Origin of the sequence: Salmonella sp. SAL4457, from assembly GCF_046548235.1 — a bacterium.
In the GTDB taxonomy this organism is placed as follows: domain Bacteria; phylum Pseudomonadota; class Gammaproteobacteria; order Enterobacterales; family Enterobacteriaceae; genus Salmonella; species Salmonella enterica.
This window is the reverse complement of record NZ_JBGDZO010000004.1, coordinates 54,664-76,801: the sequence shown is the minus strand read 5'-3', so window position 1 is coordinate 76,801 and position 22,138 is coordinate 54,664. Positions and strand designations below refer to the sequence as shown.

Sequence of the window (22,138 nt, the reverse complement as noted above, 5' to 3'; positions counted from 1 at the left end):
AAATCTGCTTTGTCAGTTATTTACATCGCAGAAGATGTGGCGGGAACCTAATATTTTTAATTACTATCTGAGTTGAACATCAATGGAATAAATATCACCACTCTTTATAAATTTAGAATCTGTCCTTTCATCAAAAGATTCAAATGACTGTACCTTTAAAAACTTTTTCATTTTATTTTCAAAAATACTTTCATTAACACCAGTTAAATACTTGAACGCTCTACCAGCAAGGACCTCATTACTTAAATCCATTGTGTTTTTATTGTCTTTGAAAAACCAAACAATAACCTTTTGTGGGCATGATGGATTATAAACAGATATATAAAACTGCGGCTCATATTTTTCATCAGCGTCATCACTAAGCATTTCTTCAGAAGATAATTCTCTTCTGAATTCATATTGCCGCTTAGTTATTCCTTCGTCCTTTATTATCTCTTGCTTAACTGGTGCAATACCTATAGAAGAGATTAATTCTGACTCATTAAAGCTGAACTTACACTCTTCCGCAGCCAAGTTAAAAGATAAAAGTGCAGATATAAAAAAAACAAAGATACGCATAATCATCCCTTCAATCATTTGTAAGGAATGATTATATTAACTACTTAAAGCTGAAAACCCAAATTATGCCAGACAAAAACACATTAATCATTTTGTACACTACCTGAACCGCGTATAGCCAACATCATGGCTGACATCAAAACCGCTGGATCGCGTTTCCATAACCCGCATACCCGGAGGCGAATTCACAAAAGATACCTTGATCTCACCATCAACTTTTGGCACAGAAGCTTTGTTAATCATGAAGGGATTCGAGCCTGTGGCATCGGAGGCGTTGTTTGACTGAGCCGGATCCACCGCCGGATAAGGTGTGTATCCCCGCGCCGGTATTCCCGTCCCATAAGCATCATAAGCACCCGCGCCCCACTGCGCAGAGTTAATGGCATCGACCGTGTCACCGAAACTGTCGGTAAACCACTCAATAATTGGCTTCAGCTTGTCCCACATATCCTGAAACCACTTAACAACCGGTCCCCAGTTATTGATCACCATCCCCAGCGGCGACCAGGCAAAAACCTTCTTCAGAAGTTCCCAACCTGCCTCAAAATAAGGACCAATGGTTTCCCAGAGCTTCTTGAAATAAGGTCCGACAACATCCCAGTTAGTGATAATTAATCCCGCAGCCAGAGCAATCGCCGTCGCAATCATGCCAATCGGCGTCATCGACATAATCCTGCTGACAATACTGATGGCACTGCCCACGCCCATCAATCCCAGTTTCAGAATCGCAAGACCGGCAGCAAGCCCGACGACGCCGCGAATAACCCGGGGATTTTCATCCGCAAACTTCGTGAATTTCTCCCCCAACTCCCCCAGCCATTGTGTGATATTTTTAGCGTCACCAGAAAATGCGCCGCCAATAGCCGCAAGGCCGTTAGTTGCGGTCCCTGTCATTGCCTCCCACAGGTTGGACAGCGTACCAAGCTGTGCCTGAACACGTTTATTCAGGCTGGCCTGTTTATTCATCTTCTGCTGGATCTGATCGTAGCCATCCTTTCCTTTATCGATTAGTGCATTGACCACCTGAATGGTTTCGGCATCATCACCAAATATTGCCTTAAGTACATCTGTTCGCTTAACGTCGGTCAGTTTTCGCAGCTTTGCCAGTTGCCTGAACATGTTATCAAGACCGCCAAAACTTCCTTTGCCGTCAGTAAAATCGAGCTGTACCCCGAGTTTCTGGCGGGCCATAACTTTATTAACGTCCCTGATTTTCTTAACGCTTAATCCGGACTGGATAACTTTTCGCAGGGCATTACCTGCCGACTCCCCGTTCATCCCCATCTGATCCATCATGACGCTGATGGGGGCAAGGCTCTGTGCAGCCTGAAGACCATCCTTGTTCACCATCTTCAGAACAGAACTGGTTTTAGTGAAGAAGGACAACATGTTGGTATCGTCAACGCCCAGATAAAACGCCTTCTGGATAGTGTCGAACAGCCCCATCATGTCTTCTGACGCCGTTCCGGTAGCATCCTGCATCTTTGCAGCAAACTCAGCAGCCGCTTCCGGTGTTTTTTTCAGTTGTACCGCAAGATAAGCTGTCGCTTTACCCACACCACCCAGAATGTTTTCTGCCGGGATCCCCTGACGCACCAGCATCTGCATCATGTTCTGGAAATCAGCCGTTGTACCAGGTAGCTGGTTACCCAGGCCAATAGCCAGTTTATTGATGTCCTGAAAGCTCTTTCCAACCTCGCCGTTCGCATCCATCATGGCGACTTTCAGCCCGGTGGCGGCGTTTTCCTGATCGGCATAAGATTTCAGGGAAAGCGTCAGACCCGCTGCCAATCCGCCCCCAAGCGCCAGCCCACCCTGTGACGCTTCTTCCGCCTGGCGTTTAAATCCCCGGATTTTCTTTTGCATTTTCGACAGCGCGGGAGAAAGCCTGTCGACACCGGTGATCAACGCCTTAAGCTCAAATTCAGCCATGTGTGCGTTTCTCCTGCTCTATCCTGTTTGCCTGACTGACCAGCAAGGGAATTTCACTGATCGGCATACTCAGCAATTCGAAGGGATTAATGCGCCAGTAGCTGGCGCAGTCAAAGAAGCGATCAGTGAGGTATTCAGCCGTCAGGCCTGGAGGAAAAAACCAGCCACAAGCCACGCCGCTGCATTCAGGTCTGCCGGAGACATCTGGTCGACAGAGCTTTGCGGCACTTTCGCCAGCCGCACAATGTATTTCGACACCACATGCGCCAGAAGTCTGACGGACTCATCCTGATTCATCTGGTAGGGATACCCCAGCTCGCGGACATCCTTCCCGGTGGGTTCATCAAACTCCAGTACGGAGAGTGTCTCACCATGAGCGATAATCGGTTTCTTTAACTCAAGCTCTTTCATTACTGGTAATCCCCTTCTTCACCGTGGAACTCAAGATCAACCGTGCCTTCTTCGGCATTATGGTTCGCTTCTCCGTGCAGCCAGGCGGACGACAATACATAGACCTGACCGTTCGCCAGCTCGGCAGTGATGGTCATCTCATCAGACGAGGTGATTTTGCTCACCGGAAAATTCTTCGGCACCTTGAAGGTCCCTTTGACATAAGGCGCACGGTGAGTTTCCTTGCGGTCCACTGAACCGTCCAGGCCGATGATGTCATCATTGACCGTCCTGTTCATGGGCACCTCAATGCCGCCGGTCAGCGATAGCTGCTGACCGTCAATTTTGAAATAACAGGTTCCCCCGATACGGGCCATTATGCAGACTCCTCTGAATACTGAAGACGGAACTGGTTAACCACGGCAAAAACACGCAACTGGTTAACATAGTCAGGCGGGAACAGCGTGTTCAGGCGGTTCGGATCGCTGGCATCACGCTCCACAACCAGGTACTGCTTAAACAGTTCGTAGTTTTCCACGATCCCCGCACGCTCAAGCTGACGGTAGGTTGCCAGCAGTTCCCCTTTGATTACCGCCGGGGTGACAATCGCCTGACCGGGACCAAAGCGGGTACCGTCGCTGGCAAGCTTGTGACGCCCGTACTTACTGGTAATGACGGATTTCAGTTTGCGCAGTACATACGCACTGGTATGCAGCGTCTCGCTGTCGAGGTAGCTGTTATCCGCAACCCCGTAAGCATTTTTCCTGTACGTGGTGACATCACGCTGAATGCGCAGCACCCCGCTTTCGACATACGCCGTTGCCACGCCATGAGACAGCAGGGTCTGCTGCTCGGTCATCGTGAACCGTTTCCCCTTCGGCGCAGGCAGCATACCCACCAGCTCACCGGTCTGCGTGGGACGTGCCGGATCGTTGCGGATAAACACCGCTGCGCGGGCGGTACGGCTTGCCGCCAGCTCGTCGGCAGGCGTCTGGGTGTCTTTTTCGTACCCCGCCAGGGTAATGTGCTGCTGGTTAAACTGGTCACCTGCGGTCACCAGTTCTGACAGCGTGCCGGTCTTTGCCGTATACACATGACCATACAGCTGACGCGCATAGCTCCAGCGACCGCTGGTATCGTTCATCTCGGTCACCAGCGTGTTAACGGAGGCCGTGTCGTTGAACGGCAGGCCAATATAATCAAACGGCTCATCCGCCATTGCAGCCACCGCGCCGGTGAGAACCGGAGCACCCGTTCCGGCGGTACCCGTCGCCACGGCAATCTGTACGCCCGCTGGCAGCACTTCGCCCCCACCAAAGCCGTAGTAATTGAGGCTGACAGGAATTTCATTCCCGCAAAGCCCCTTATGACGCGCGGTCAGTGTGACCACGCCTGCCGAAGATGAAGCCGTAAACGGCAGGGTCGGAACGGCATTGATGGCATCCTGGATACTGCTGGCAATCATCGTGACGTTATCGCCGTTAGTCACCGGTGCCTGCACGCGGGTACGTCCCACATACACATTCACCGTGCCGGTTTCGGTTGCCGCCCCGGTCACCGTCAGCGTAACCGTTGCCGCCGCGCCTGTGGATTCAGGAACGGCAATCACATACAGCTCGCCAAACGGGTCAGTCTGGCGATAAGCCTCGACCATACGCGCCAGCTGACTTCCCGCACCACAAATCTGGCGTGCATAGTCTGCCGACGGCATCAGTACCAGACTGTTGGCAACAATCTCTGCACCGTTATTGGCATGACCAATCAGCAGCGATGCTCCGCTGTCCTGTGCAGTATTCGCCGCCTGGTTATCCATTTCCGCATAAAACAACGGAACCAGCGTATTCGACGGAATGGTGTTAAAGCTTATCGTCATCGGTATTCACCTTTTTATTCACGCGCCGGATATCACCAGCTGCTTCACGGCGCAGCCAGTAGTTGTTCTCGTCAACATTTCGCCCTTCGGCGGGCAAAAGGTCGCCGCGGGCAGGATCAGGAACTGACCGCCCTTTAACAGGTTTGACAAACATGAGGATCCTCAGGAAGGAAGAGTTATTTCGGTGTGATGTTCGATATCGCCGTCAGGCCCGTTACCGGGCTCGAGATAATCAACATCAATCGCCAGCGTTTGCAGTTCATCCAGACTGTTCAGATCATCCTGCTGGCGGGTATCGTCTTCAGTCAGCTCGCTGATGACCGAAAAATCGAACTGATAAATCAGCTCATGACGATTCAGATCCAGCAGCGTGCCGCCGTCATAGGTAATCGGGTTACCGCACGCCTCCGGGTTCCAGCCCAGCAGAGCCTTAAAGAGCATCTGCCGGACATCGTCCACCACATCATACGAGGCAAACTGACCGCGCTCATCACGCCCGTTACTCAGTATGACAACCACGGAGAAACCCTCTTTCAGCTCCTGCCAGTAGTCGGTCTGGCTTTTGTTTTCTCCCGGAGAATCATCACCCGGTACCACATATGCCGCCGGGAGCTTCAGCTTTCCGACCTCCGGCAGATTTTTGAACTGGGCCGCGCCTGCAACCCGGTTTTCAAAATACGGACAGCGGGCACGCAGTGCAGCAATAACAGGCGTCAGTTTCATCTGTGTCGTCGCTCCGGCTTCAGTGATTTACGCAATTCCCGCGCCAGAAAATAGCGTGTCCAGCTGCGGTTCTTTTCAAGCGTTTCCACCATGAAGTTATTACGTGGAGCAAGTCGCCAGCCGCTGCCACCGGATGCACCACGATGATGGCTGCGACGACGCTTTTCCCCTCGCCTCACGCCATAGAACAAAAAAGCCGGATAAAAATCACCGGTGATACGGCGGTTTCCCTCTCCATTACGCTGGTTAGGGGCTATACGTGCCATAAAACCAGGGCGATGTTTACTGGCTCTGGGTACCATGTAACCAATCGAACGAGCCAGGCGTCCGGTCTGATAACCGGGGTTTTCACCCGGTGCCGACCGCGCACGGCGCATCACCAGCCGACGGGCATCACGCATATGACGCTGACCAATCGTGACAAACGCCCGCCGGACACGGGCGCGGTTAAAGCGCATCTCCGCGGGCTGCTGAAAATCAACGTGCAAAAAGGAAGTCGTCATTGTTGCCTCCGTGACTCTGCCTACATTCGCCCAGCTCCGTACACTCCAGCAGCAGAAAGCGCCGCGCCCCGTTCAGATCGCGCTGACGTTTCACCCGGTACACACTGTCACCGCAGACCACCTCATAATCAGCGGTGATCCCCCGGCGGTAACGAATGGTGATGTAATGGGTGATGGCGTCCCCGGTCTGCGCGGTTTCCTGCCAGGTGGTGGCACTGGTCTGGATAACCTTCGCCCATGTCCGGAACGTAACCGGGTATTGAGGCTCCACGCCAAAGTTATCCGCGGGCATATCCACCCGCAGGCGGATCAGGACGCGTTTATTCAGTTCACCGGGGTCCGGCAGAATGTAGGTTGCGCTGGTCTGCGCCTGACGAATTTTCATTGCGGAAAGTACCTGTACGGGCCGACAAGCCAGCCAAAACTCTGCGGCATGTCGAGTTTCTCCACTTCCGTAACCGACGAGCGGTTTTCGTAAAAATGGCTGATAAGCATCAGCATCCCCAGACGAATATCATCCGGCAGGTGCAGCCCGTCCGGATCGCTGTCCGGAATGGTTTCATCCGGTGCATAGAGCTTCCGGTTCAGATACGTTTCCGTCCGCTTTTGTGCCGCACATGCCAGCAGTTGCAGATGGCGGTCATCAGTATCGAAATCCTCATCCAGCCGGAGTTGGGCTTTAATCTCTTCCATTGTCAGAAGCATACTCAGCCCTCTTTACTGGTCGTGGCTTTTTCTCTTTTGCCGCTTTACTGCTTTTTGCACTGATTCCGCGCTCTGCTAACCCGGCCTGAAGTGCAATCTCCTGCACCCGGGCAGGAAGCGCCCCGTCGTCATACTCACCGGCCTGAATGACCTCAACACGCATACCGTCCGGTGACCATTTCAGATCTTGTTTCAGGATCATGATTCTTCACCCGTCAGAACAGGGGGCGCGGTTCCGCGCCCCTGAGTGATTACGCCGCTGCAATCTTCAGCAGTTTGATGGCCTGCGAATCGACCAGCATCCCGCCGGTGCGCTTGGTGGTATAAAAACCGACAAACGGTTTATTGGTGTACGGGTCACGCAGAATGCGGGTGCCGATACGGTCAACGATGGTGTAACCCCGTTTGAAGTTACCAAATGCAATGGCTTTCGCATCAGCGGCGATATCCGGCATCTGTTCGTTTTCAGCGATACCGTAACCCGCCAGAGAGGACGGCTGCCCCAGTTCCAGCCCCGGACGCCACAGATAGTTACCCTCGGTGTCTTTCAGCAGACGGATGGCAAACAGGCTGTTGTTGTTCATCATGAACTTCGCGCCAGTGCGGTGTGCCTTACGCAGCGTGTAAATCAGTTTGATAATGGCGTCTGCGGTCACCGCGGTCGCTTCGCCGGATACAATATGCTGAAGTTTGCCGAACGCCCGGACCTTGTCGGTTTCATCAGTGGATTCATACGCCAGGAACCCTTTCGGCTTCTTGGTGCCATCGCCTGAGGTAAAGGCAATTTCTTCCTGTTCGGCAAATTCGGTTGCCAGCTCGCTGTTGATCCAGGCCTCCACGTTGAAGAAGGCATCGTCCAGCATTTTCTGGGTAGCCTGCGGGTTGCCGTAGATTTCCCCCATGAGAGGTTCAATCAGCTCCAGTCTGGAGGTGGCAGTCTGGGATCGCGTATCCGTTTCCCCCACCCATCCGGAAGCCGTACCGCCCAGATTCACCAGTTTTTTGTAGTCGGAACCGCCAACGGTGATCACCGTGGCTTCCTGACGCATCACCACTTCATCTTTCAGCAGGTTAAGAATGTTGCGATCCAGTTCTTCCGGCACGGCGTAGCCACCGTCTTCATCGGTACCCACCTGCAATGCCTTACGCTCCAGATCGCGCAGACCGTCTTCACGGCCTTTACGTAGAAAGCCCACAAACGCCTCTTTATGCTCGGTGGCCAGTTTATTTTGCGCTCCACCTGCCGGACGTTTCAGCTCAAGCAGCTCTTTTTCAAGGTCGCTTTTGAGATTTTCCAGCTCGCTGAGTTTCCCGTTCAGGGTTTCCACCTGCCCGGCAAGCTTGCCTTTTTCCTGCTCAATCGCATCCACGCGCTTGTCGTTCTTTGCTTTGAAGTCGTCAAACTTCTGCTGCAGCTCCTGCGCGACCTGTTCGACATCTTTAATATCAACCGCCATCGTATTTCTCCTGATTAGAAGTTCAGATTTTTCAGTGCATTCAGTGCATTCAGTGCAGAGCCCACATCCTCAGCGTCGCGCAGGGACAGTGCGCCATAGCCCCCGGCCATGAATGCTTTGGCCTGGGTACGGGAGAGTCCGACATCACGCAGGACTCTTTCGATTTTTTTCTGTTCGGGGATTTCCCCGCGGGCCAGTGCGTTCTTGACGTCGCTGATCCGCGCCTCGTCGTTAGACGGGAACGTCACCAGGCTGACTTCCCAGAGGTCGATTTCTTTCAGCAGAAAGGCTTCTTTGCTCCGGTCGTATTCCCAGTCTTTCAGGACGTACCCAATAGAAAGGCCGGTTAACGAACCGGCCTTCATGTGTGCATGTGCGCGTTTTGCGAGGGGATCATCATCAATAAGCAACCGTCCCCTGACGTAAAGCCCGACATCGTCTTCCTTCATTTCGGTGTAAACACCGATGGGTTCATCCATGCGGTGCTGCCAGAGCAGCGCAGGTAACGCTTTTCTGTCACTCCACGCCCGCAGGGAAGCAGCAAATGCCCCGGACATCACCACATCATCGTGGCTGTCCTTTACACCAAAGACGGAGCCATACCCTTCAAACTCACCGGAGTCACTGACAGATTTCAGACTCAGCGGTACATCAAGACGTTGTTTCGTCTGCATTGGCGTTATCCTTCTGCTTACCGGCTTTACTGCCATCGGAGGGTTTCGTGGTCATGTTCATCGGTGTGAGATAGACATCACCACCGGGACGCGGATTCATATCTTCCAGGTCGCGGCAGTCATTGGGAGAGTAAATTCCCCAGTTGATCCCGGTGGCGTAGGCTTCAAAACGGGACTTCATATCCCCGCGCAGTAACGCCCCGGCGTTAAATTTGGCGTAATAAACGCCCTGCTTACTTTTTCGTACCAGTCCGGTGTTGATCCGCTGTTCGATGCGGGTCAGATACGGCACCAGTGAATAGTTGATAAATCCCAGCCCCAGCTCTTCGATATTATTGAAGGTGGCGCGATCGGTGTTCTGCACCATGTGCAACGGCACCCGGAACAGACGACAGATTTCTTCAAGCTGAAACTTGCGGGTTTCCAGGAACTGGCTGTCCTCGGCGTTCAGCGCCATCGACTTCCAGTCCAGCCCCATCTCAAGGATCATCGGGCGGTGAGCATTGCCAAGCCCGGTGTGACGCTCCTCAAAATCTTTCTTCAGGCGCTCATAAGCCTGATCCGACAGCGTCTGCTCTGTACGCAAAACACCCGATGTCACCGCGCCATTGCTGAACAGTCTGGCCCCGTGCTCTTCGGTCGCTGCCGCCAGCGATATTGCCTCGCGGGCATAGGCGATGGGATTCAGCCCCACCAGTCCGTCCAGCGTCAGCGTACGCACATGCCAGATATCCTCCTGGCTCAGTACATCCGTGGAGCCATCCGGGAATGTGACCTGATAGACCGGTTCCCAGCTACTGTTAAGCTTCGGTACCACACTGCCGGGATCGACGGGCAGCAGTTCAGCCACTTCGCCAAATGCTTTCACTTTGTAGGCGTAAAAGTTTCCCCTCAGGCACAGACAGGTGACCACCAGCTCCCAGAACTCCTGCGGCGTCATATAGCCATTGGGATGCGTGGAGATCAGTTTATGCAGACGTTCGCCGGTGGCTCTCTGCTTCAGGCTGCCGTTCAGGTGATACAGATTGCAGGGCAACATCCCGACCGACTCTGCCAGCACTCTGACGCAGGAAAAAACCGCCGTCAGTCGCATGGCCCGCTGACTGCTGATCTGCTTTCCGGTATAGGTGTCATACGACAGCCCGATGGCATCCGCCAGCTCTGCTGGCGTGGTCACCGGTGCGTCACTTTTTCGTTGAAATAATCCCGAAAAGAACACTATTTACCTCCGCCGACAGACGACTGTGTACGGTCGAGATATCGCGCCACCAGCCACGACCAGAACAGGCACAGCGCCCCGGCAACAACAAAACCCGCCGGGGGATAAATCAGCCAGGCACCATACGCCAGCAAAAGCGCACCCAGCACGCCCACCAGAGGCGCGAGAATCAGCATGATCATAATTACCTCAGTTAAAGCGAGCGGATCCCATAGGACTCAATGTGGTCAGACAGCGTGTCTTCTTTCTCGTACAGCATGGCTCTGCCAACCGCCATAATCAGCGCAACTGCACCATCGATTTTGTTTTCCGCCTGCTCTTTGACGGGCTTCACTAAATCATCGTTACCTGGCATGTTTTTGCCGACCACATTGCCGATACACCAGGTCATGATGGGATTGCCGTCATGATGAAAGCGTCCCGATTCAATCGCTGCCTCCAGCTCTTTCATCGGGTCGGACATATTGGCGAAGTTCTGGACGATAGTAACGGGATTCAGGTCTTCATCAGCAAGGTCATGTGACAGCCCGGTCGCTCCAAAAGGGTCGATGGGTGACTCACTGACCGGGCTGATTTTGTTCGCCGCTTTGGCCTCTTCGAGGATGTAGCGATAATCCACCTCTGCACCATCGGTAACGGTCAGAACGCCCATTTCCACCCATTTCTGAAAGCGTTCGGCTGTCCGGCGATCTTCATTTTTCTCGACGCTGTACACCGTGTCATACGGTACCCAGAAACGCGGGGCCACACTGTAGTAATGCGTTTTACCGTCAATCTCGCGGGTATAAAGTCGCGCCATGCTGTTCATATCCAGCTTACGCGCCAGGTCAAAGGCCAGAATGCACGGCTGCCCCTCGAACTGCTCAAGAGTCAGTGATTTATCCTCGCAGCTCTGCCAGCTCACCAGGTTGAAATACGCCGAACGCGCCGACACCCAGATATTGAGGTGTTTTGTTTTAAAGACGTTTGCCAGACGGGCATTATTTTTCGCACGCTGCTGCTGACTTAACAAAAATTCGCGATAAACCGACACGCCAATATTTGGATTGGCTTTTTCCAGCACCTGCGGGTCGGTCCAGTCGTCACCTTCATCAACGGTATAGATGATCCCGAACAGTTCATCGTTAGGCACCGAGCCGTTGAGCATCTCGATGACTTCCCGCCGTTTGTCGTAGCACGGCCCCTCAATGTTGTACCCGGCGGTGGTGATGGCCCACATCAGTGGCTGACGTCGCGCCCCCATCCCGGTAAGCATTGTGGTATAAAGCGCATCGGTGGCATGCTCGTGATATTCATCCACCACGGCACAGTGGGGTGATGAACCATCACCTGGGTTGCCGATCAGCGGTTCAAACCGCGCGCCATCCTCCGGACGGTTCATGTTTGAGGCGTTAACCTCAATCCCGAACGCTTCTGTCAGCATGGGTGTGCGTTTACACATCAGTCGCGCCGGGCGAAAGACTTCCCACGCCTGTTTCTCTGTCGTGGCACCGGAATACACTTCCGCGCCAAACTCGTTATCACAGGCAAAACAATACAGGGCAACACCGGCAGAGATTGCTGATTTGCCGTTCTTACGGGGGATTTCGGTGTACACCTCCCGGAAGCGGCGCAACCGGGTGCCTTTATTGACCCAGCCAAACGCACAGCAGATCACAAATAGCTGCCACGGCTCCAGCGTGATGGGCATCCGTTTGAATGCCCACTCCCCCTTGGTGTGCGGCAACAGCTGAATAAATTTCGCGGCCCGTTCAGCCAGGTCCTTGTCGAAGCGGTAACGAAACGACTTACTTTTTTCCGCCATCAGGTCATCAAGATGGCGCTGGCAGGCCTGAATCACAAACTGGCAGGCAACAATCTTTCCGCGCACGACATCCCGGGCATACTGATTGGCTGCATTTACGTTGGGGTAAGATTTCCGGCTCATGATTCGATGATTTTCAGATTGTCAGAAACGGGTTAGTGGCTTTCTTCTTCCCCGCCAGGCCAATCAGACGCTGGCGGCTGCTGGGGTCGAGTCCGAGCATTGCCCCCGTGCTGCTCATCTCGGACTCCTGTTCTTTTTTGGCGGTCAGCTCCGGATTTTTGACCATGCCGCCCATTGCACCGGTGATGGTGTTGCCCTGTCTGGCAATATTTTTCACGGCACGTCGCCAGAATTCATAGGCCACACACCACCGCTCAAGTACCGCCAGGTCAGTCACGCACAGCAGGCCCTGACCGCAGAGTTCTTTGGTTGTCAGTTGCCACATGATCGTGGCGAGAGGGAGATCTTCTTCAGCGAACCACTCCGGTGGCTCAACACCTTTGATGGGCGTAAAAACAGGTTCATCTTTATTCAGGGCTCGCTTGCCGGGGTTTCCGGCCAGCGCCTTGCGCGCCGTTGGCTTGGGGCGACGCCCGGAACGCCCCGCCGTTCCAGCCATATGCGGCACTCCTGGTTAAATTTCATTTTTCGCGGGTATAAAAAAACGATGGGGCGGGCAGTCCGGAAGACGTCAGGTCACAGGGATTTGACCCGCCCCTCCCCTCAGACAGTTGAGAATTATTATCACTTTAACCGTTCACGGGCCGTCTTCGCCTTATGGCAGGGCCAGCACAGACTCTGCAGATTACTGTCGGCATCAGTGCCGCCATGCGCTTTAGGAACGATGTGGTCAACGGTTTTCGCCTCACGCACCACACCAGCATGCAGACATGACTGACATAAACCTTTGTCACGCTTCAGGACGCGCTCGCGGATACCGTCCCACTTCGAACCATAACCGCGCTGATGACGGGACTGGCCCGGCTTGTATTGCTTCCAGCCTTCGCTTTTGTGGCTTTCGCAATAGCCTGACGGGTCTGTGGTTGTAGAGCGGCAGCCGCGAACACGGCAGGCTTTTGGGATTCGTGGGGGCATATGCACTCCAATGAAGAAGCCACCGACATAGCCTCCTCCATTCATAGTGAAACTATTTTCATCTACCCAGTAATGAATTCTTTGAAGAGTCGAGATCAATACAACTCACTAATGGGAGAGGTTTGTCCAACACGTTGGACAAGCCTCCCGTTTGATTTACTTGACACTATAGAAGGACAGAATGCCTTCCTCACTCGAATAACATCAATTAAGGAGGTTCAACATGTTTCATTCCACAAGTCATCAGTCTGTAATTATGGTAGCATCAGTTTGTGCCACATACCTTTTCCGCTTCACTTTGAGTCTGATTCATTTCTACCTGACCGGCTCGCCTCTATCTTTCTAATCCCCGCTTTGTCAATATTGCATTGACCCAACGCTGACAACAGACTCACATTCAACTCCAGACTGGCACCATACGTCAGCGGATTGGGTATAAACGGTACAGAAGTATCAGAAGTCAGGCTGGCTGGCAGTGGTGCCACCGGAGCGCTCACGTAAACCGTTCGCGAATTTCCGCAACCGGTCAGCAGCGGCAGCAGGCACAGGACGTGAAGCACAATCATCATCCGCAACAGCCACTTTGATATCTTCCTGGGTTCTCTGTGACTCCAGTGTGATCTGCTGTTTTGCATGCTGGTTAGCCTCCAGAACTGTATTGACGATTTGCAGTGATTGCAGGACGTTATTGGTAATGACAGTTGCCGATTTGGCATTTTGTACAGCCTCATCAGCACGTTTCTTTTCGTGCTGATATTTGCTGTAGTAGTGGTTGGCAGACCAGATGAAAGAACCGATGACAGTAAAGAAGAATGCAGCGATAACCAACTTATAGCTCAACTTCATTTACCACCCCACCAGCCTCTTTAAACCGGGCAATCAGATCACCGATTTTATGTTCATACTGACCGTAACCAGCACCCGGCAATGAAGCCCAGATATTGCTGCAACGGTCGATTGCCTGACGGATATCACCGCGATCAATCATCGGCAAAGCGCCACGCTCTTTAATCTGTTGCAATGCCACAGCGTCCTGACTTTTGGGAGAGAAGTCTTTCAGGCCAAGCTGATTACGGTAGGCATCCCACCAACGGGAAAGAAGCTGGTAACGTCCGGCGGCTGTTGATTTGAGTTTGGGGTTTAGCGTGACAAGTTTGCGAGGGTGATCGGAGTAATCAGTAAACAGTTCACCACCGACAATAACATCATAACCGTGGTTACGTGTCGGTTGTCGCCCGTTATCCGTTCCTTCTGACCATGCAACCATATCCAGGAAAGCTTTACGCTGGGAATTTAGTACCTGCATAAATTACTCCTTCGAGCTACCAAACTTGTTACCGATTACTCTCATTGCAGCCCCACGAATAGCATCGACACCGATCAGCCCCACTCCACCACCAATGGCAACAGAAAGTGATTTAGGCCATCCGACATACTCAAGAGCGGATGCAAAGGTCAGCGTCAGAGCACCACAGAGTAAAATCTCGAGCGTTTTTCGCTTCCAGCCACCACCGCCACCAAAATAGGCAATACGTAAACCAGCCATAACGATCGACATAATTACTGCGCCCAGCGGTGTGTCTCCACGCCACCAGCTCTGTAACAATTCAAGTAAGTCAGACCAGGAATGAGGATCGTTATGCATTTTTATAATTCCCACCTCCGGTTATCGGAAGTGCAACGAGTGAAGGGAAAGAAGCTGGTTATAGCGCTGAGTCGCAAAAGTTGCGTAGTGCACAAAAAAGGCCGCCTACAGGCAGCCTCTTTTTATAATTCATTGAGTTAACAACATTTAAATGCTGGTGGTATAGAAGGTTTTTCACCAGAACGACAAGCCGGACACCATGACTGAACGATATGCCTTCCGTCTCCCATATCCCTATAACCAAAGTCTATTGTTTTATAAAAAACGTGCACTCCGGCATCAGCAGAACATTTTGGGCAAGATTTATATTCAACGCCATCTTGTTCAACTTCTCGTGAATAACTTAATGACTGCTCACAAACAGAACAACGCTCCACCATATATGCTCTCCTGTTTTTGATAGAGATTTATGGGTAGCAATTCCATTCAAAAGAAACATTGAAGGGTGTCACTTTTTCAAAATGAGCGTAGCTGGCTGCCAGTTTTTTGTACAACACACTTTAAGGAAGGAGAGCCTTAAAAACACAATTGACATCAATAAAAAACCGCTCGGTGGCGGTTTCTTGAAGATTATCAACGGTAGACACACAAAACCCATCGTTAGGAGAATCCTAACCAGATTTTTTGAAAAATGCAAGAATCATGTCGCTATCTTCGGCGAAAATCATTTATCTCGTCACTTTTCTTAATTGCGCCTCAGCATATGCTTCTTCCTGCCAGCACTTTGTCACCAGTTTATCAATGACATCTGCATATCCTTTGTACCACTCATAATCCGTCAGGTCTGGTACCAGCTTCTGGACATGATGCCGCGCCAGTGTGGTTGGTAAACGGCTAAACCGGTTTCCATTGCAACGCCCACAAATCTTATAAACAGGCGTGCCATGAAGCCGGGTTCTTTTTTCATCCAGGACAATACCTTTACCCTTACACCCTCTGCACGCTGTGCTGACTTCTCCCTTACCATGGCAATGCTGACATAGTTCCTTCACCCACTCTTCCTTGACAACAGATTCCCCGCTTCTGGAGTGTTTCACCACTTCGCGCAATACATTATGAAATCCAGTACCAGCACAATGCTCACAGCGAGCCTTACTTGCCGCAGACCTGGAATAATCAGCAAAGGCAAAATTCACAAGGTAAGGGATGATCTGTAACCGGGTTTCTTCACTCAATTTATTCAATGTCGGGTTATCCAGTGCCATCGCGTAATTGAGCAGACCTTCAATCGCAAACTGAGGATCCTGAACACCAACTTTTGCCAGGAATAAGGCAAAACCCAGTGGTGCTTTCGACTGCACCATCCCCTGCGCAGCCATCACATCTGTAATTGTTAAACCACCCGAGCCTGTCGCCGGTGCGTCATCACTCAATTTTGGAGATTTTGGGGAGTAATATTTTGGTAAGGCTTCAAGGTTCATGCTCGTTCTCCACTTACGCCAGTACGCCTATTGCCAGCGCACGATCGATAAAACGAAATATCAGCTCCAGCTGGGAGCCATACTTCTCTTCAAATGCCACGGTATCCGCATGCAGCTCGTCGTGATGCTTTCTGCACAAAGGCAACACAAAGAGGTCATGCGCTTTTGTACCCATTCCACCCTGACCGTGACCTATCAGGTGGTGGGGATCATCAGCAGGCTTTCCACAACATGCACACGGCTGCGTCTTAACCCAGCGCGTGTACTTTTCATTAACCCAGCGGCGACGTTTTGGACGTAACATAAAAGACTCCGGCGACTCCGGATCCACTTTCAGCGCCAGCACCTTTTTCGCTTTATCCTGGATGATGCTGGTGGCAGGAACCGAATGTACAAGGTCACTTTCCCGGGTGGCCGCCTGCACAACAGGCTTCGGTAATCTCAGTGCCTTACGGGCTGCGCTTTCCGGTAAGGCATCCGCCAGATCATTACGAACCAGCCACCAGCACAGTTCCGGCATTGTCACAACGTGACTGTCATCAAAACCGAGATCCCGACGCACAACAGACAACACCCAGCGGGCACAGTTATCCGTTGCCATTGATTCCAGCCGTTCCGTGAACTGATCGCGCAGCTGGTTATCGCAGTGCCAGCACAGACGGATTGCGCCCGGAGCGTGTCGCATTGTGGTCATGTTCTCGCTGTGCCAGTCGGAATGAGGCCACTGGCAGCCTTTTTCACGAAGTAACCAGCTTTCAAGACATTCCACGCCACCAGCACGACGGATCACCGCCTCATTGCGGAACACAGCCCGAACGGCAGGATCATCCGCCAGTGGTTGTGATGCCGCCGGAACGGCACCACTGGCAAAAGATGAATAACGTTCCGGCTCAGGCTCCAGCAGGACACGCCCCTGCATAAACAGGGGCATCAGCTCTGAACCGGGTCTGAACAATACGATCCCCATACGCGGGGCAATCTCAGGGGTCAGTAGCGCTCTCACGGTCACCTCAATGAACGGTATCGAGCAGCTTTAACAGCTCAGGGAATCGGGATTCGAAGAAATGCGGCTGCGTCTCACGCGGATTTGCCGGACTGGTGATGTTCTTGCCGAACATGCAGCCTTTCGCCGTCAGCGACCAGAATTTTTTGATGTTATTAATCGCGGTACGGCTGTATCGTTCGCGCTGTTCGACGATCCCCAGTTTCACCATCTGGTGATATGCCTGATTAGCCGTAAGGCGGATACCATACTGTTTCAGCAGTGCACTCAGTGATAGTGTCGGGCGACTTGAGCCATCGTGTGCATCAGCAGGGGCATCAATGGCATAGCGCGGTGCCAGATTCGGTAAGCCAACAGCCTCCTGGAGTTTCTGACAGGCACCAAGCACAGATGAGTTAGACAGATTTAACTCCCGACGCATAAAGTCCAGCAGAATCACGCCAGCCTGCATCTTGTCAGCAGCCTGCCCGGATAATTTTTCCGGTGCGCTGGTTACCATATCGAAAGTACGGATCACCTTCAGATGAAATGACGGGCTGATCCACATTGCATAGGCATACACCAGTTCTTTGCAGACATACGTCCCCTGGTTATTTCCGCCACGAATAACGTTAACTGGCTCTATATTGACCGAGTTGCAAATCTGCAACTCGCTTATTAAACGTTCAGTTTGCTCATTGCGGAGCCAGAATGCAGGCTTATGCTTATCCAGAGAACCAGCAGCCCTGTGCAGATCGTTCAGGCTGTAACGCCCAAAAGCATCACGACGAACTTCAATACCATCAATGACCATCAGATTATTCATACTTCGTTTCTCCTCTCAATCAGGCGGCTGCACCCGCCGTTTTCTCGTACTTACTGATAGTGATCTCGACCTTCCCTTCCGGGATAACCGGTCCCCACTCCACCAGCATTCTTTTCACCTGACTGTCGTCTTCCCACACACCCGCGTGGGTCAGGGCGTCAAACAGCGCCTTGTTATAGTTGTCCAGATCGCGGATCCGGTTATCCGGAGGAAACAACACGATCTCCACTGAAGCAGGTGCCGACGTTGGTTTTGGCAGACGACGTAACTGCTCAACTATTGCTGCACACGCCGTGCTCTGGAATTTGCGCCCCGCCGCGCTTATCAGGCTCTTACCTGCAAACGCTCCTTTGTTGGGGTGTCGCCAGTACGTGTTCACGCTGGGCGGAAAAGGCAGGATCAGCTTCATACTTTCAGGCCCCTCTCATGTAACCAGTGGGCTGCACGCAACCTGGCGTTTTCCTCACCGGCAAGCAGTGCGCGGATAATCCCGGCCGCCTCGCTGTCGTCGTCCTTCACCGCGGTATGAAGCGTTATCCCCCGGGCCACGCCACGCTTTATCGTGATGACGCCTTTTTTCTCCAGTGCGCGAAGATGCTCCACCGCTGCATTCACCGAACGGTATCCCAGCATGGTTGCCACCTCCTGATTGGTTGGCGGGAAGCCACGTTCTTTCTGATAAGAAATCAGCATATCCAGCACCTGCTGCTGGCATTGAGTTAACGTCGTCATGCCGCCATCTCCCTGACCAGTTTTTCTGCCTGCTGGCGAACCTGCGCCAGAAAGGCCTCACCACATGCCTCAAGTTCGTCGCGCCCGATGTAGCTGATTGCCGGTCCCTTCCAGGTCTTGTCGAAAACAGCAATAGCACCAGCGAAGAAAGCTCCTGTCGGCACCTGCTTCTCATCCTTCGGGATAAACCAGGCAGGCAGTTCAAAACCAATACGCCCGCGAATAAAAGCAATATGGTCCGCATCTTCCGGCCACCACACTTCGCTGGTGGCAGCTTTGATCAGGAAAACATAGCGCCCGCCCTTATCACGCATGGCACTGGCATGTTTCATGATGTAACGCATGCCGGTGATGTATTGCCCCTCATGCTGACTGGCGCGGCTGTATGGGGGATTACCAAAGGCAGCACCTTTAAGCTCCGCAAGACGTTCTGACCAGTCATGCGCCAGCGCGTTGTCTTCCGCCGTGTAATACGCGGCACATTTGGCGTTATCACCGTCAGTGAACAGATCCAGAACAAACGGACCAAACAAGGTGTTAATTCCCCAGAAAATGTTGTCCGGCGTGCGCCACTGATCGCCCACTTCCTTCAGTTCATGGGCTGGTTTGTTCCGCAGTTCTACCAGCGCCTGGCAATATTTATTACTCATTAAGCCCCCACGTAAAAAGCATCCGCAATGTCTCCGGAAGTACAGCCCGGATGGGCTTCAATGAATTTCTGAACGTCATTTAACAGACTCATGATCACCCCCTGAATCCTGCCGGGATCTGGCTGTAGTCCACGTTGTCGTAACTGGCTTTGAAGTACGGGTCTTCGCGTTTTTCTGTGTACGTGCTGACGGACGGCGATAAGCGCAGGGAAAGCTCATCCCATTTTTCCCGCAGCTTCGACGGGCTGAGCACGTTACGGCACCAGAACGGATCGCGGCTGACGCGGCTGTACATCTCGCAGATTTGTTTGTGAGTACGACCATCCTGCACACACATCAGGCGAATTTCGTTTGCCCAGGCTGTCCAGTTCGGTTCTTTGGGACGAACCACCTCGCCGTCACATTCGGCGGCCTGCTCGTACAGGGCGATGATTTTTTTCCAGAGCCACTGTGCGCAGGTCAAATCATCCTGCGTTCCCCACTGGCGCTTTTTAGGGCTGAATACAACCGCATCAGGATGGCGAGTTAAAAACTCCTGTTCAGCCGTCTGCGTGTCCGGTTGCGAAGCGTCCGGACGAGAAGTTTTTTTATCTGACGGATCATGTTTTGATTTTACTGACGGATCCCCGCCAGATTCTGACGGGTGAAAACCCGCTTTTTTGCCAGATTTCGACGCATCAAATTTTGACGGGTCAGATTTTGATGCGTCAGATTTTGACGGGTCAGAATCTGACAGTTGAGAAAATGCCGCTGCCTGAAGCTTCGCAACGTTAAGCTGATAAACATTCGACGCATTGCGGTTACCCTGGCGACGCGCCTTACGCGTTAACCAGCCTTCTGCTTCCAGCCGTGCGATAGCCGTTCTGACGGTACTCATTCCCGCGCCAATCTGGCGGGCAATGGTTTCAATTGATGGCCAGCACACACCTTCGTCATTACTGAAATCAGCCAGGCGGGCCATAATTGCCACGCTGGATAATTTCATGCCTGATGCAGCGCAACCATCCCATACATAGCCGGTTAATTTAGTGCTCATGACCGACCTCTATTTCCCTGAATTTACGACGAAACTGTTCGAGCGGGCTGAAGCACTCATGCTCATAGCCTTCGCGGAGGTAGATAACTCGTTGTGTTTCCGGCTCCCAACGAATGACTCTGACGGGCACTCCGTAGTGATCTTTGAACCAGCGGTTAACTTGTCGCAAAGGACTGTCTCCTTCTGCCGGTTGAAATCACCCACAGCCCACTCAGCAAAGCTGTGGGTTACAATTTCCCTGTCACCTGGTACATTAACTGCATAGCAATACTCCACCTTCGCTTTTCCACCCGGTACAGGAAGCGCAATCAGTTGCGAGCGACGGTAGTGTGTTGTTAAACTGTTCATGCGTTAGTTTCTCCACAGTCACGACACGCCACGGCGCCCGGAGCTGCACACTCGCGGGCGTCATTACTTTCTGAAATGCAAAAGATTTTGTAGACCAGTGCTGCATGCTCCTGCAGCTTCGAAATTGAGAGATACAGCTCGTCGTTAATTGCTGTCTTCTCATGCGGTTCCACCACACCGTCTTCGATTGCCGAACGAATCTGTCTGGAATAACTGCCAATCTGTTCAATGACTTCCAGCAGGCGCTGGTTAATATCGGCGTTGTCCACATCCTCGACGTCAGGAAGAGACACAAAGACGCCATTTGCAGACTGCGCCACAGCGTCAGCAATGAAGTGAGTTCCACCAGCACGTTGCAAAATCATTGCCCATCCCAGCGGGAAAATCTGATCGCCATCGGCACGAAGGCGGTTAAATAATGCGTTTTCTGTTACATCCAGCCAGTCAGCTGCTTCAGCGTAACCACCCGGCAACGCTGCGATAGTTTTTCTGACAGCTTTCACGTACCACTCAGGCTGTTTTTCTACTTTCCAGTGATGCTTACCCACGGTTAGCCTCATCGTTCTGTGGTTTCTGTTAATCGATTTATCCATTAGATTTTTCATAAAGCTCAGGTTTAAATGGCAACCGTCCGCAAGTTCTATATGCAGCTTCTGCTGCACGTCCTTTTGGAATTAACTGGCCCGGACGGTTTCGCCACTGATAAACGGCTTCAGTTGTTATGCCGAAAAAAGCAGCAACTTTCTCAATACTGCCGAAGTAGCTTTCGATATCGTCAGTTGTCATACGCCCTCCAAACTAAGTTTTATTAGATGCTAATTACAAATCTATCTTTGGTCAATAAAAACTAAGATTACTTAGCAATTCAAGAAATGGTGCTCCTATGGAAACGGTTGGTCAGCGTATAAAAGCTCTGAGAAGAGTTACCGGAACGTCCCAGAAAGAATTGGGTAAATTTTGTGGAGTAAGCGACGTTGCTGTGGGGTACTGGGAGAAAGACATCAATACCCCTGGTGGGGAGGCACTTTCGAAATTAGCGAAGTTCTTCAATACGTCAATAGATTACATTCTTTATGGTGCTGAGTTTGAAGGCAAACTCGTCACAAACATGCGCAGAGTTCCTGTAATATCGTGGGTTCAGGCTGGGCAGTTTACTGAGTGCAGGGCAGCAGAAGTGTTTAGTGAAGTGGACAAGTGGGTAGATACATCATTAAAGATTGGTGATAACTCATTTGCATTAGAGGTTAAAGGTGACTCCATGACTAACCCTAATGGCCTCCCAACAATACCAGAAGGCGCAACAGTGATTGTAGATCCAGATGCAGAACCTCGTCATGGAAAAATAGTCATCGCTCGACTTGATGGAACAAACGAAGCTACAGTAAAAAAATTAGTCATCGATGGCCCTCAAAAGTTTTTAGTGCCATTAAATCCTCGGTATCCCAACATCCCTATCAATGGTAATTGCCTTATCATTGGTGTAGTCAAAGGAGTTCAATACGAACTCTAAGACCTCTCTTCTCTAACTAAGGCACCGAACTAAGAAAAGTTTGGTGTTTTCT

33 protein-coding genes and 2 pseudogenes are annotated in these 22,138 nt (G+C 51.9%); 1 reads left to right on the top strand and 34 read right to left on the bottom strand.

What is annotated here, in order from left to right:
* Positions 1-63: 63 nt before the first annotated feature.
* The 34 genes and pseudogenes from ACLJNW_RS14150 to ACLJNW_RS13985 all read right to left on the bottom strand — a co-directional run bounded on the left by ACLJNW_RS14150 (position 64) and on the right by ACLJNW_RS13985 (position 21,362).
* Positions 64-558 (bottom strand): hypothetical protein, encoded by a 495-nt coding sequence (locus tag ACLJNW_RS14150; protein WP_001219112.1) that lies wholly within the window; start codon positions 556-558, stop codon positions 64-66.
* 99 nt (positions 559-657) lie between these two features.
* Positions 658-2,490 (bottom strand): phage tail tape measure protein, encoded by a 1,833-nt coding sequence (locus tag ACLJNW_RS14145; RefSeq protein WP_022630976.1) that lies wholly within the window; start codon positions 2,488-2,490, stop codon positions 658-660.
* A gap of 141 nt (positions 2,491-2,631) precedes the next feature.
* Positions 2,632-2,901: a phage tail assembly protein gene (locus tag ACLJNW_RS14140; RefSeq protein ID WP_000661047.1), complete on the bottom strand. Its 270-nt coding sequence runs from the start codon at positions 2,899-2,901 to the stop codon at positions 2,632-2,634.
* Complete coding sequence (locus tag ACLJNW_RS14135; protein ID WP_000090998.1) at positions 2,901-3,257, bottom strand: phage tail tube protein; 357 nt, start codon at positions 3,255-3,257, stop codon at positions 2,901-2,903. Before ACLJNW_RS14135 ends, ACLJNW_RS14140 begins: the two co-directional genes overlap by 1 nt.
* Positions 3,257-4,753, bottom strand: a complete 1,497-nt coding sequence (locus ACLJNW_RS14130) for a phage tail sheath subtilisin-like domain-containing protein (protein ID WP_022630977.1) — start codon at positions 4,751-4,753, stop codon at positions 3,257-3,259. Before ACLJNW_RS14130 ends, ACLJNW_RS14135 begins: the two co-directional genes overlap by 1 nt.
* On the bottom strand, positions 4,737-4,907 hold the full coding sequence (locus ACLJNW_RS14125; protein ID WP_000497751.1) for a DUF2635 domain-containing protein: 171 nt from the start codon (positions 4,905-4,907) through the stop codon (positions 4,737-4,739). The genes ACLJNW_RS14130 and ACLJNW_RS14125 overlap by 17 nt, the downstream gene beginning before the upstream one ends.
* 8 nt (positions 4,908-4,915) lie before the next feature.
* Complete coding sequence (locus ACLJNW_RS14120; protein WP_000779279.1) at positions 4,916-5,476, bottom strand: hypothetical protein; 561 nt, start codon at positions 5,474-5,476, stop codon at positions 4,916-4,918.
* Positions 5,473-5,979 (bottom strand): hypothetical protein, encoded by a 507-nt coding sequence (locus ACLJNW_RS14115; protein ID WP_022630978.1) that lies wholly within the window; start codon positions 5,977-5,979, stop codon positions 5,473-5,475. The genes ACLJNW_RS14120 and ACLJNW_RS14115 overlap by 4 nt, the downstream gene beginning before the upstream one ends.
* The gene (locus ACLJNW_RS14110; RefSeq protein ID WP_000702388.1) at positions 5,954-6,364 is read right to left on the bottom strand and encodes a phage head closure protein; all 411 of its coding nucleotides are present in this window, start codon (positions 6,362-6,364) and stop codon (positions 5,954-5,956) included. The genes ACLJNW_RS14115 and ACLJNW_RS14110 overlap by 26 nt, the downstream gene beginning before the upstream one ends.
* A complete protein-coding gene (locus tag ACLJNW_RS14105) occupies positions 6,361-6,684 on the bottom strand; it encodes a head-tail connector protein (protein WP_000927719.1) in 324 nt (107 codons plus the stop codon). Before ACLJNW_RS14105 ends, ACLJNW_RS14110 begins: the two co-directional genes overlap by 4 nt.
* 2 nt (positions 6,685-6,686) lie before the next feature.
* Positions 6,687-6,886 (bottom strand): annotated as a pseudogene (locus ACLJNW_RS14100) (hypothetical protein).
* A gap of 49 nt (positions 6,887-6,935) precedes the next feature.
* Positions 6,936-8,141, bottom strand: coding sequence for a phage major capsid protein (locus ACLJNW_RS14095; RefSeq protein ID WP_000257507.1), 1,206 nt, complete (start codon positions 8,139-8,141; stop codon positions 6,936-6,938).
* 14 nt (positions 8,142-8,155) lie between these two features.
* Positions 8,156-8,815 (bottom strand): HK97 family phage prohead protease, encoded by a 660-nt coding sequence (locus ACLJNW_RS14090; RefSeq protein WP_022630979.1) that lies wholly within the window; start codon positions 8,813-8,815, stop codon positions 8,156-8,158.
* Positions 8,793-10,034: a phage portal protein gene (locus ACLJNW_RS14085; RefSeq protein ID WP_001514795.1), complete on the bottom strand. Its 1,242-nt coding sequence runs from the start codon at positions 10,032-10,034 to the stop codon at positions 8,793-8,795. The genes ACLJNW_RS14090 and ACLJNW_RS14085 overlap by 23 nt, the downstream gene beginning before the upstream one ends.
* The gene (ymfR, locus tag ACLJNW_RS14080; protein ID WP_000605606.1) at positions 10,034-10,216 is read right to left on the bottom strand and encodes a protein YmfR; all 183 of its coding nucleotides are present in this window, start codon (positions 10,214-10,216) and stop codon (positions 10,034-10,036) included. The genes ACLJNW_RS14085 and ymfR overlap by 1 nt, the downstream gene beginning before the upstream one ends.
* A gap of 11 nt (positions 10,217-10,227) precedes the next feature.
* Positions 10,228-11,961 (bottom strand): terminase large subunit, encoded by a 1,734-nt coding sequence (locus tag ACLJNW_RS14075; RefSeq protein WP_000088161.1) that lies wholly within the window; start codon positions 11,959-11,961, stop codon positions 10,228-10,230.
* Positions 11,962-11,974: 13 nt separating this feature from the next.
* Positions 11,975-12,460, bottom strand: coding sequence for a phage terminase small subunit P27 family (locus ACLJNW_RS14070; RefSeq protein ID WP_000929174.1), 486 nt, complete (start codon positions 12,458-12,460; stop codon positions 11,975-11,977).
* Positions 12,461-12,585: 125 nt separating this feature from the next.
* Positions 12,586-12,936, bottom strand: a complete 351-nt coding sequence (locus ACLJNW_RS14065) for an HNH endonuclease (protein ID WP_023200328.1) — start codon at positions 12,934-12,936, stop codon at positions 12,586-12,588.
* A 293-nt stretch (positions 12,937-13,229) separates the two neighbouring features.
* Positions 13,230-13,505, bottom strand: coding sequence for a peptidase (locus tag ACLJNW_RS14060; RefSeq protein ID WP_118998233.1), 276 nt, complete (start codon positions 13,503-13,505; stop codon positions 13,230-13,232).
* Positions 13,390-13,782 carry a DUF2570 domain-containing protein gene (locus ACLJNW_RS14055; RefSeq protein ID WP_023259402.1) on the bottom strand — a complete coding sequence of 131 codons (393 nt, stop codon included), beginning with the start codon at positions 13,780-13,782 and terminating at the stop codon, positions 13,390-13,392. The genes ACLJNW_RS14060 and ACLJNW_RS14055 overlap by 116 nt, the downstream gene beginning before the upstream one ends.
* Positions 13,766-14,242 carry a glycoside hydrolase family 104 protein gene (locus ACLJNW_RS14050; RefSeq protein WP_023200327.1) on the bottom strand — a complete coding sequence of 159 codons (477 nt, stop codon included), beginning with the start codon at positions 14,240-14,242 and terminating at the stop codon, positions 13,766-13,768. The genes ACLJNW_RS14055 and ACLJNW_RS14050 overlap by 17 nt, the downstream gene beginning before the upstream one ends.
* Before the next feature lie 3 nt (positions 14,243-14,245).
* Positions 14,246-14,581, bottom strand: a complete 336-nt coding sequence (locus tag ACLJNW_RS14045) for a phage holin, lambda family (protein WP_023200326.1) — start codon at positions 14,579-14,581, stop codon at positions 14,246-14,248.
* A 137-nt stretch (positions 14,582-14,718) separates the two neighbouring features.
* Positions 14,719-14,961, bottom strand: a complete 243-nt coding sequence (locus ACLJNW_RS14040) for a hypothetical protein (protein WP_001306866.1) — start codon at positions 14,959-14,961, stop codon at positions 14,719-14,721.
* A gap of 288 nt (positions 14,962-15,249) precedes the next feature.
* Positions 15,250-16,002, bottom strand: coding sequence for an antitermination protein (locus tag ACLJNW_RS14035; protein WP_023200325.1), 753 nt, complete (start codon positions 16,000-16,002; stop codon positions 15,250-15,252).
* A 13-nt stretch (positions 16,003-16,015) separates the two neighbouring features.
* Positions 16,016-17,005 carry a DUF968 domain-containing protein gene (locus tag ACLJNW_RS14030; RefSeq protein ID WP_012513026.1) on the bottom strand — a complete coding sequence of 330 codons (990 nt, stop codon included), beginning with the start codon at positions 17,003-17,005 and terminating at the stop codon, positions 16,016-16,018.
* A 7-nt stretch (positions 17,006-17,012) separates the two neighbouring features.
* Positions 17,013-17,810, bottom strand: a complete 798-nt coding sequence (locus tag ACLJNW_RS14025; protein ID WP_001061375.1) for a KilA-N domain-containing protein — start codon at positions 17,808-17,810, stop codon at positions 17,013-17,015.
* A 19-nt stretch (positions 17,811-17,829) separates the two neighbouring features.
* Positions 17,830-18,219: a RusA family crossover junction endodeoxyribonuclease gene (locus tag ACLJNW_RS14020; RefSeq protein WP_000767130.1), complete on the bottom strand. Its 390-nt coding sequence runs from the start codon at positions 18,217-18,219 to the stop codon at positions 17,830-17,832.
* A complete protein-coding gene (locus ACLJNW_RS14015) occupies positions 18,216-18,542 on the bottom strand; it encodes a LexA family transcriptional regulator (RefSeq protein ID WP_000210148.1) in 327 nt (108 codons plus the stop codon). Before ACLJNW_RS14015 ends, ACLJNW_RS14020 begins: the two co-directional genes overlap by 4 nt.
* Positions 18,539-19,192 carry a phage N-6-adenine-methyltransferase gene (locus ACLJNW_RS14010; RefSeq protein ID WP_000066917.1) on the bottom strand — a complete coding sequence of 218 codons (654 nt, stop codon included), beginning with the start codon at positions 19,190-19,192 and terminating at the stop codon, positions 18,539-18,541. Before ACLJNW_RS14010 ends, ACLJNW_RS14015 begins: the two co-directional genes overlap by 4 nt.
* Before the next feature lie 14 nt (positions 19,193-19,206).
* A pseudogene (locus ACLJNW_RS14005) lies at positions 19,207-19,290 on the bottom strand (hypothetical protein); the annotation flags it as partial.
* Entirely contained in the window at positions 19,287-20,228 is a 942-nt protein-coding gene (locus ACLJNW_RS14000) for a helix-turn-helix domain-containing protein (RefSeq protein ID WP_000104967.1), read from the bottom strand. The gene ACLJNW_RS14000 and the pseudogene ACLJNW_RS14005, both read right to left, overlap by 4 nt.
* Positions 20,218-20,397: a DUF4222 domain-containing protein gene (locus tag ACLJNW_RS13995; RefSeq protein WP_001250269.1), complete on the bottom strand. Its 180-nt coding sequence runs from the start codon at positions 20,395-20,397 to the stop codon at positions 20,218-20,220. The genes ACLJNW_RS14000 and ACLJNW_RS13995 overlap by 11 nt, the downstream gene beginning before the upstream one ends.
* Positions 20,398-20,572: 175 nt before the next feature.
* Positions 20,573-21,124 carry a protein YmfL gene (ymfL, locus tag ACLJNW_RS13990; RefSeq protein ID WP_001434539.1) on the bottom strand — a complete coding sequence of 184 codons (552 nt, stop codon included), beginning with the start codon at positions 21,122-21,124 and terminating at the stop codon, positions 20,573-20,575.
* 37 nt (positions 21,125-21,161) lie between these two features.
* A complete protein-coding gene (locus ACLJNW_RS13985) occupies positions 21,162-21,362 on the bottom strand; it encodes a Cro/CI family transcriptional regulator (protein WP_000205494.1) in 201 nt (66 codons plus the stop codon).
* A gap of 97 nt (positions 21,363-21,459) precedes the next feature.
* Here ACLJNW_RS13985 and ACLJNW_RS13980 point away from each other — a divergent pair, with 97 nt between their 5' ends.
* Positions 21,460-22,086 (top strand): LexA family protein, encoded by a 627-nt coding sequence (locus tag ACLJNW_RS13980; RefSeq protein WP_000450735.1) that lies wholly within the window; start codon positions 21,460-21,462, stop codon positions 22,084-22,086.
* The last annotated feature ends 52 nt before the right edge of the window (positions 22,087-22,138 follow it).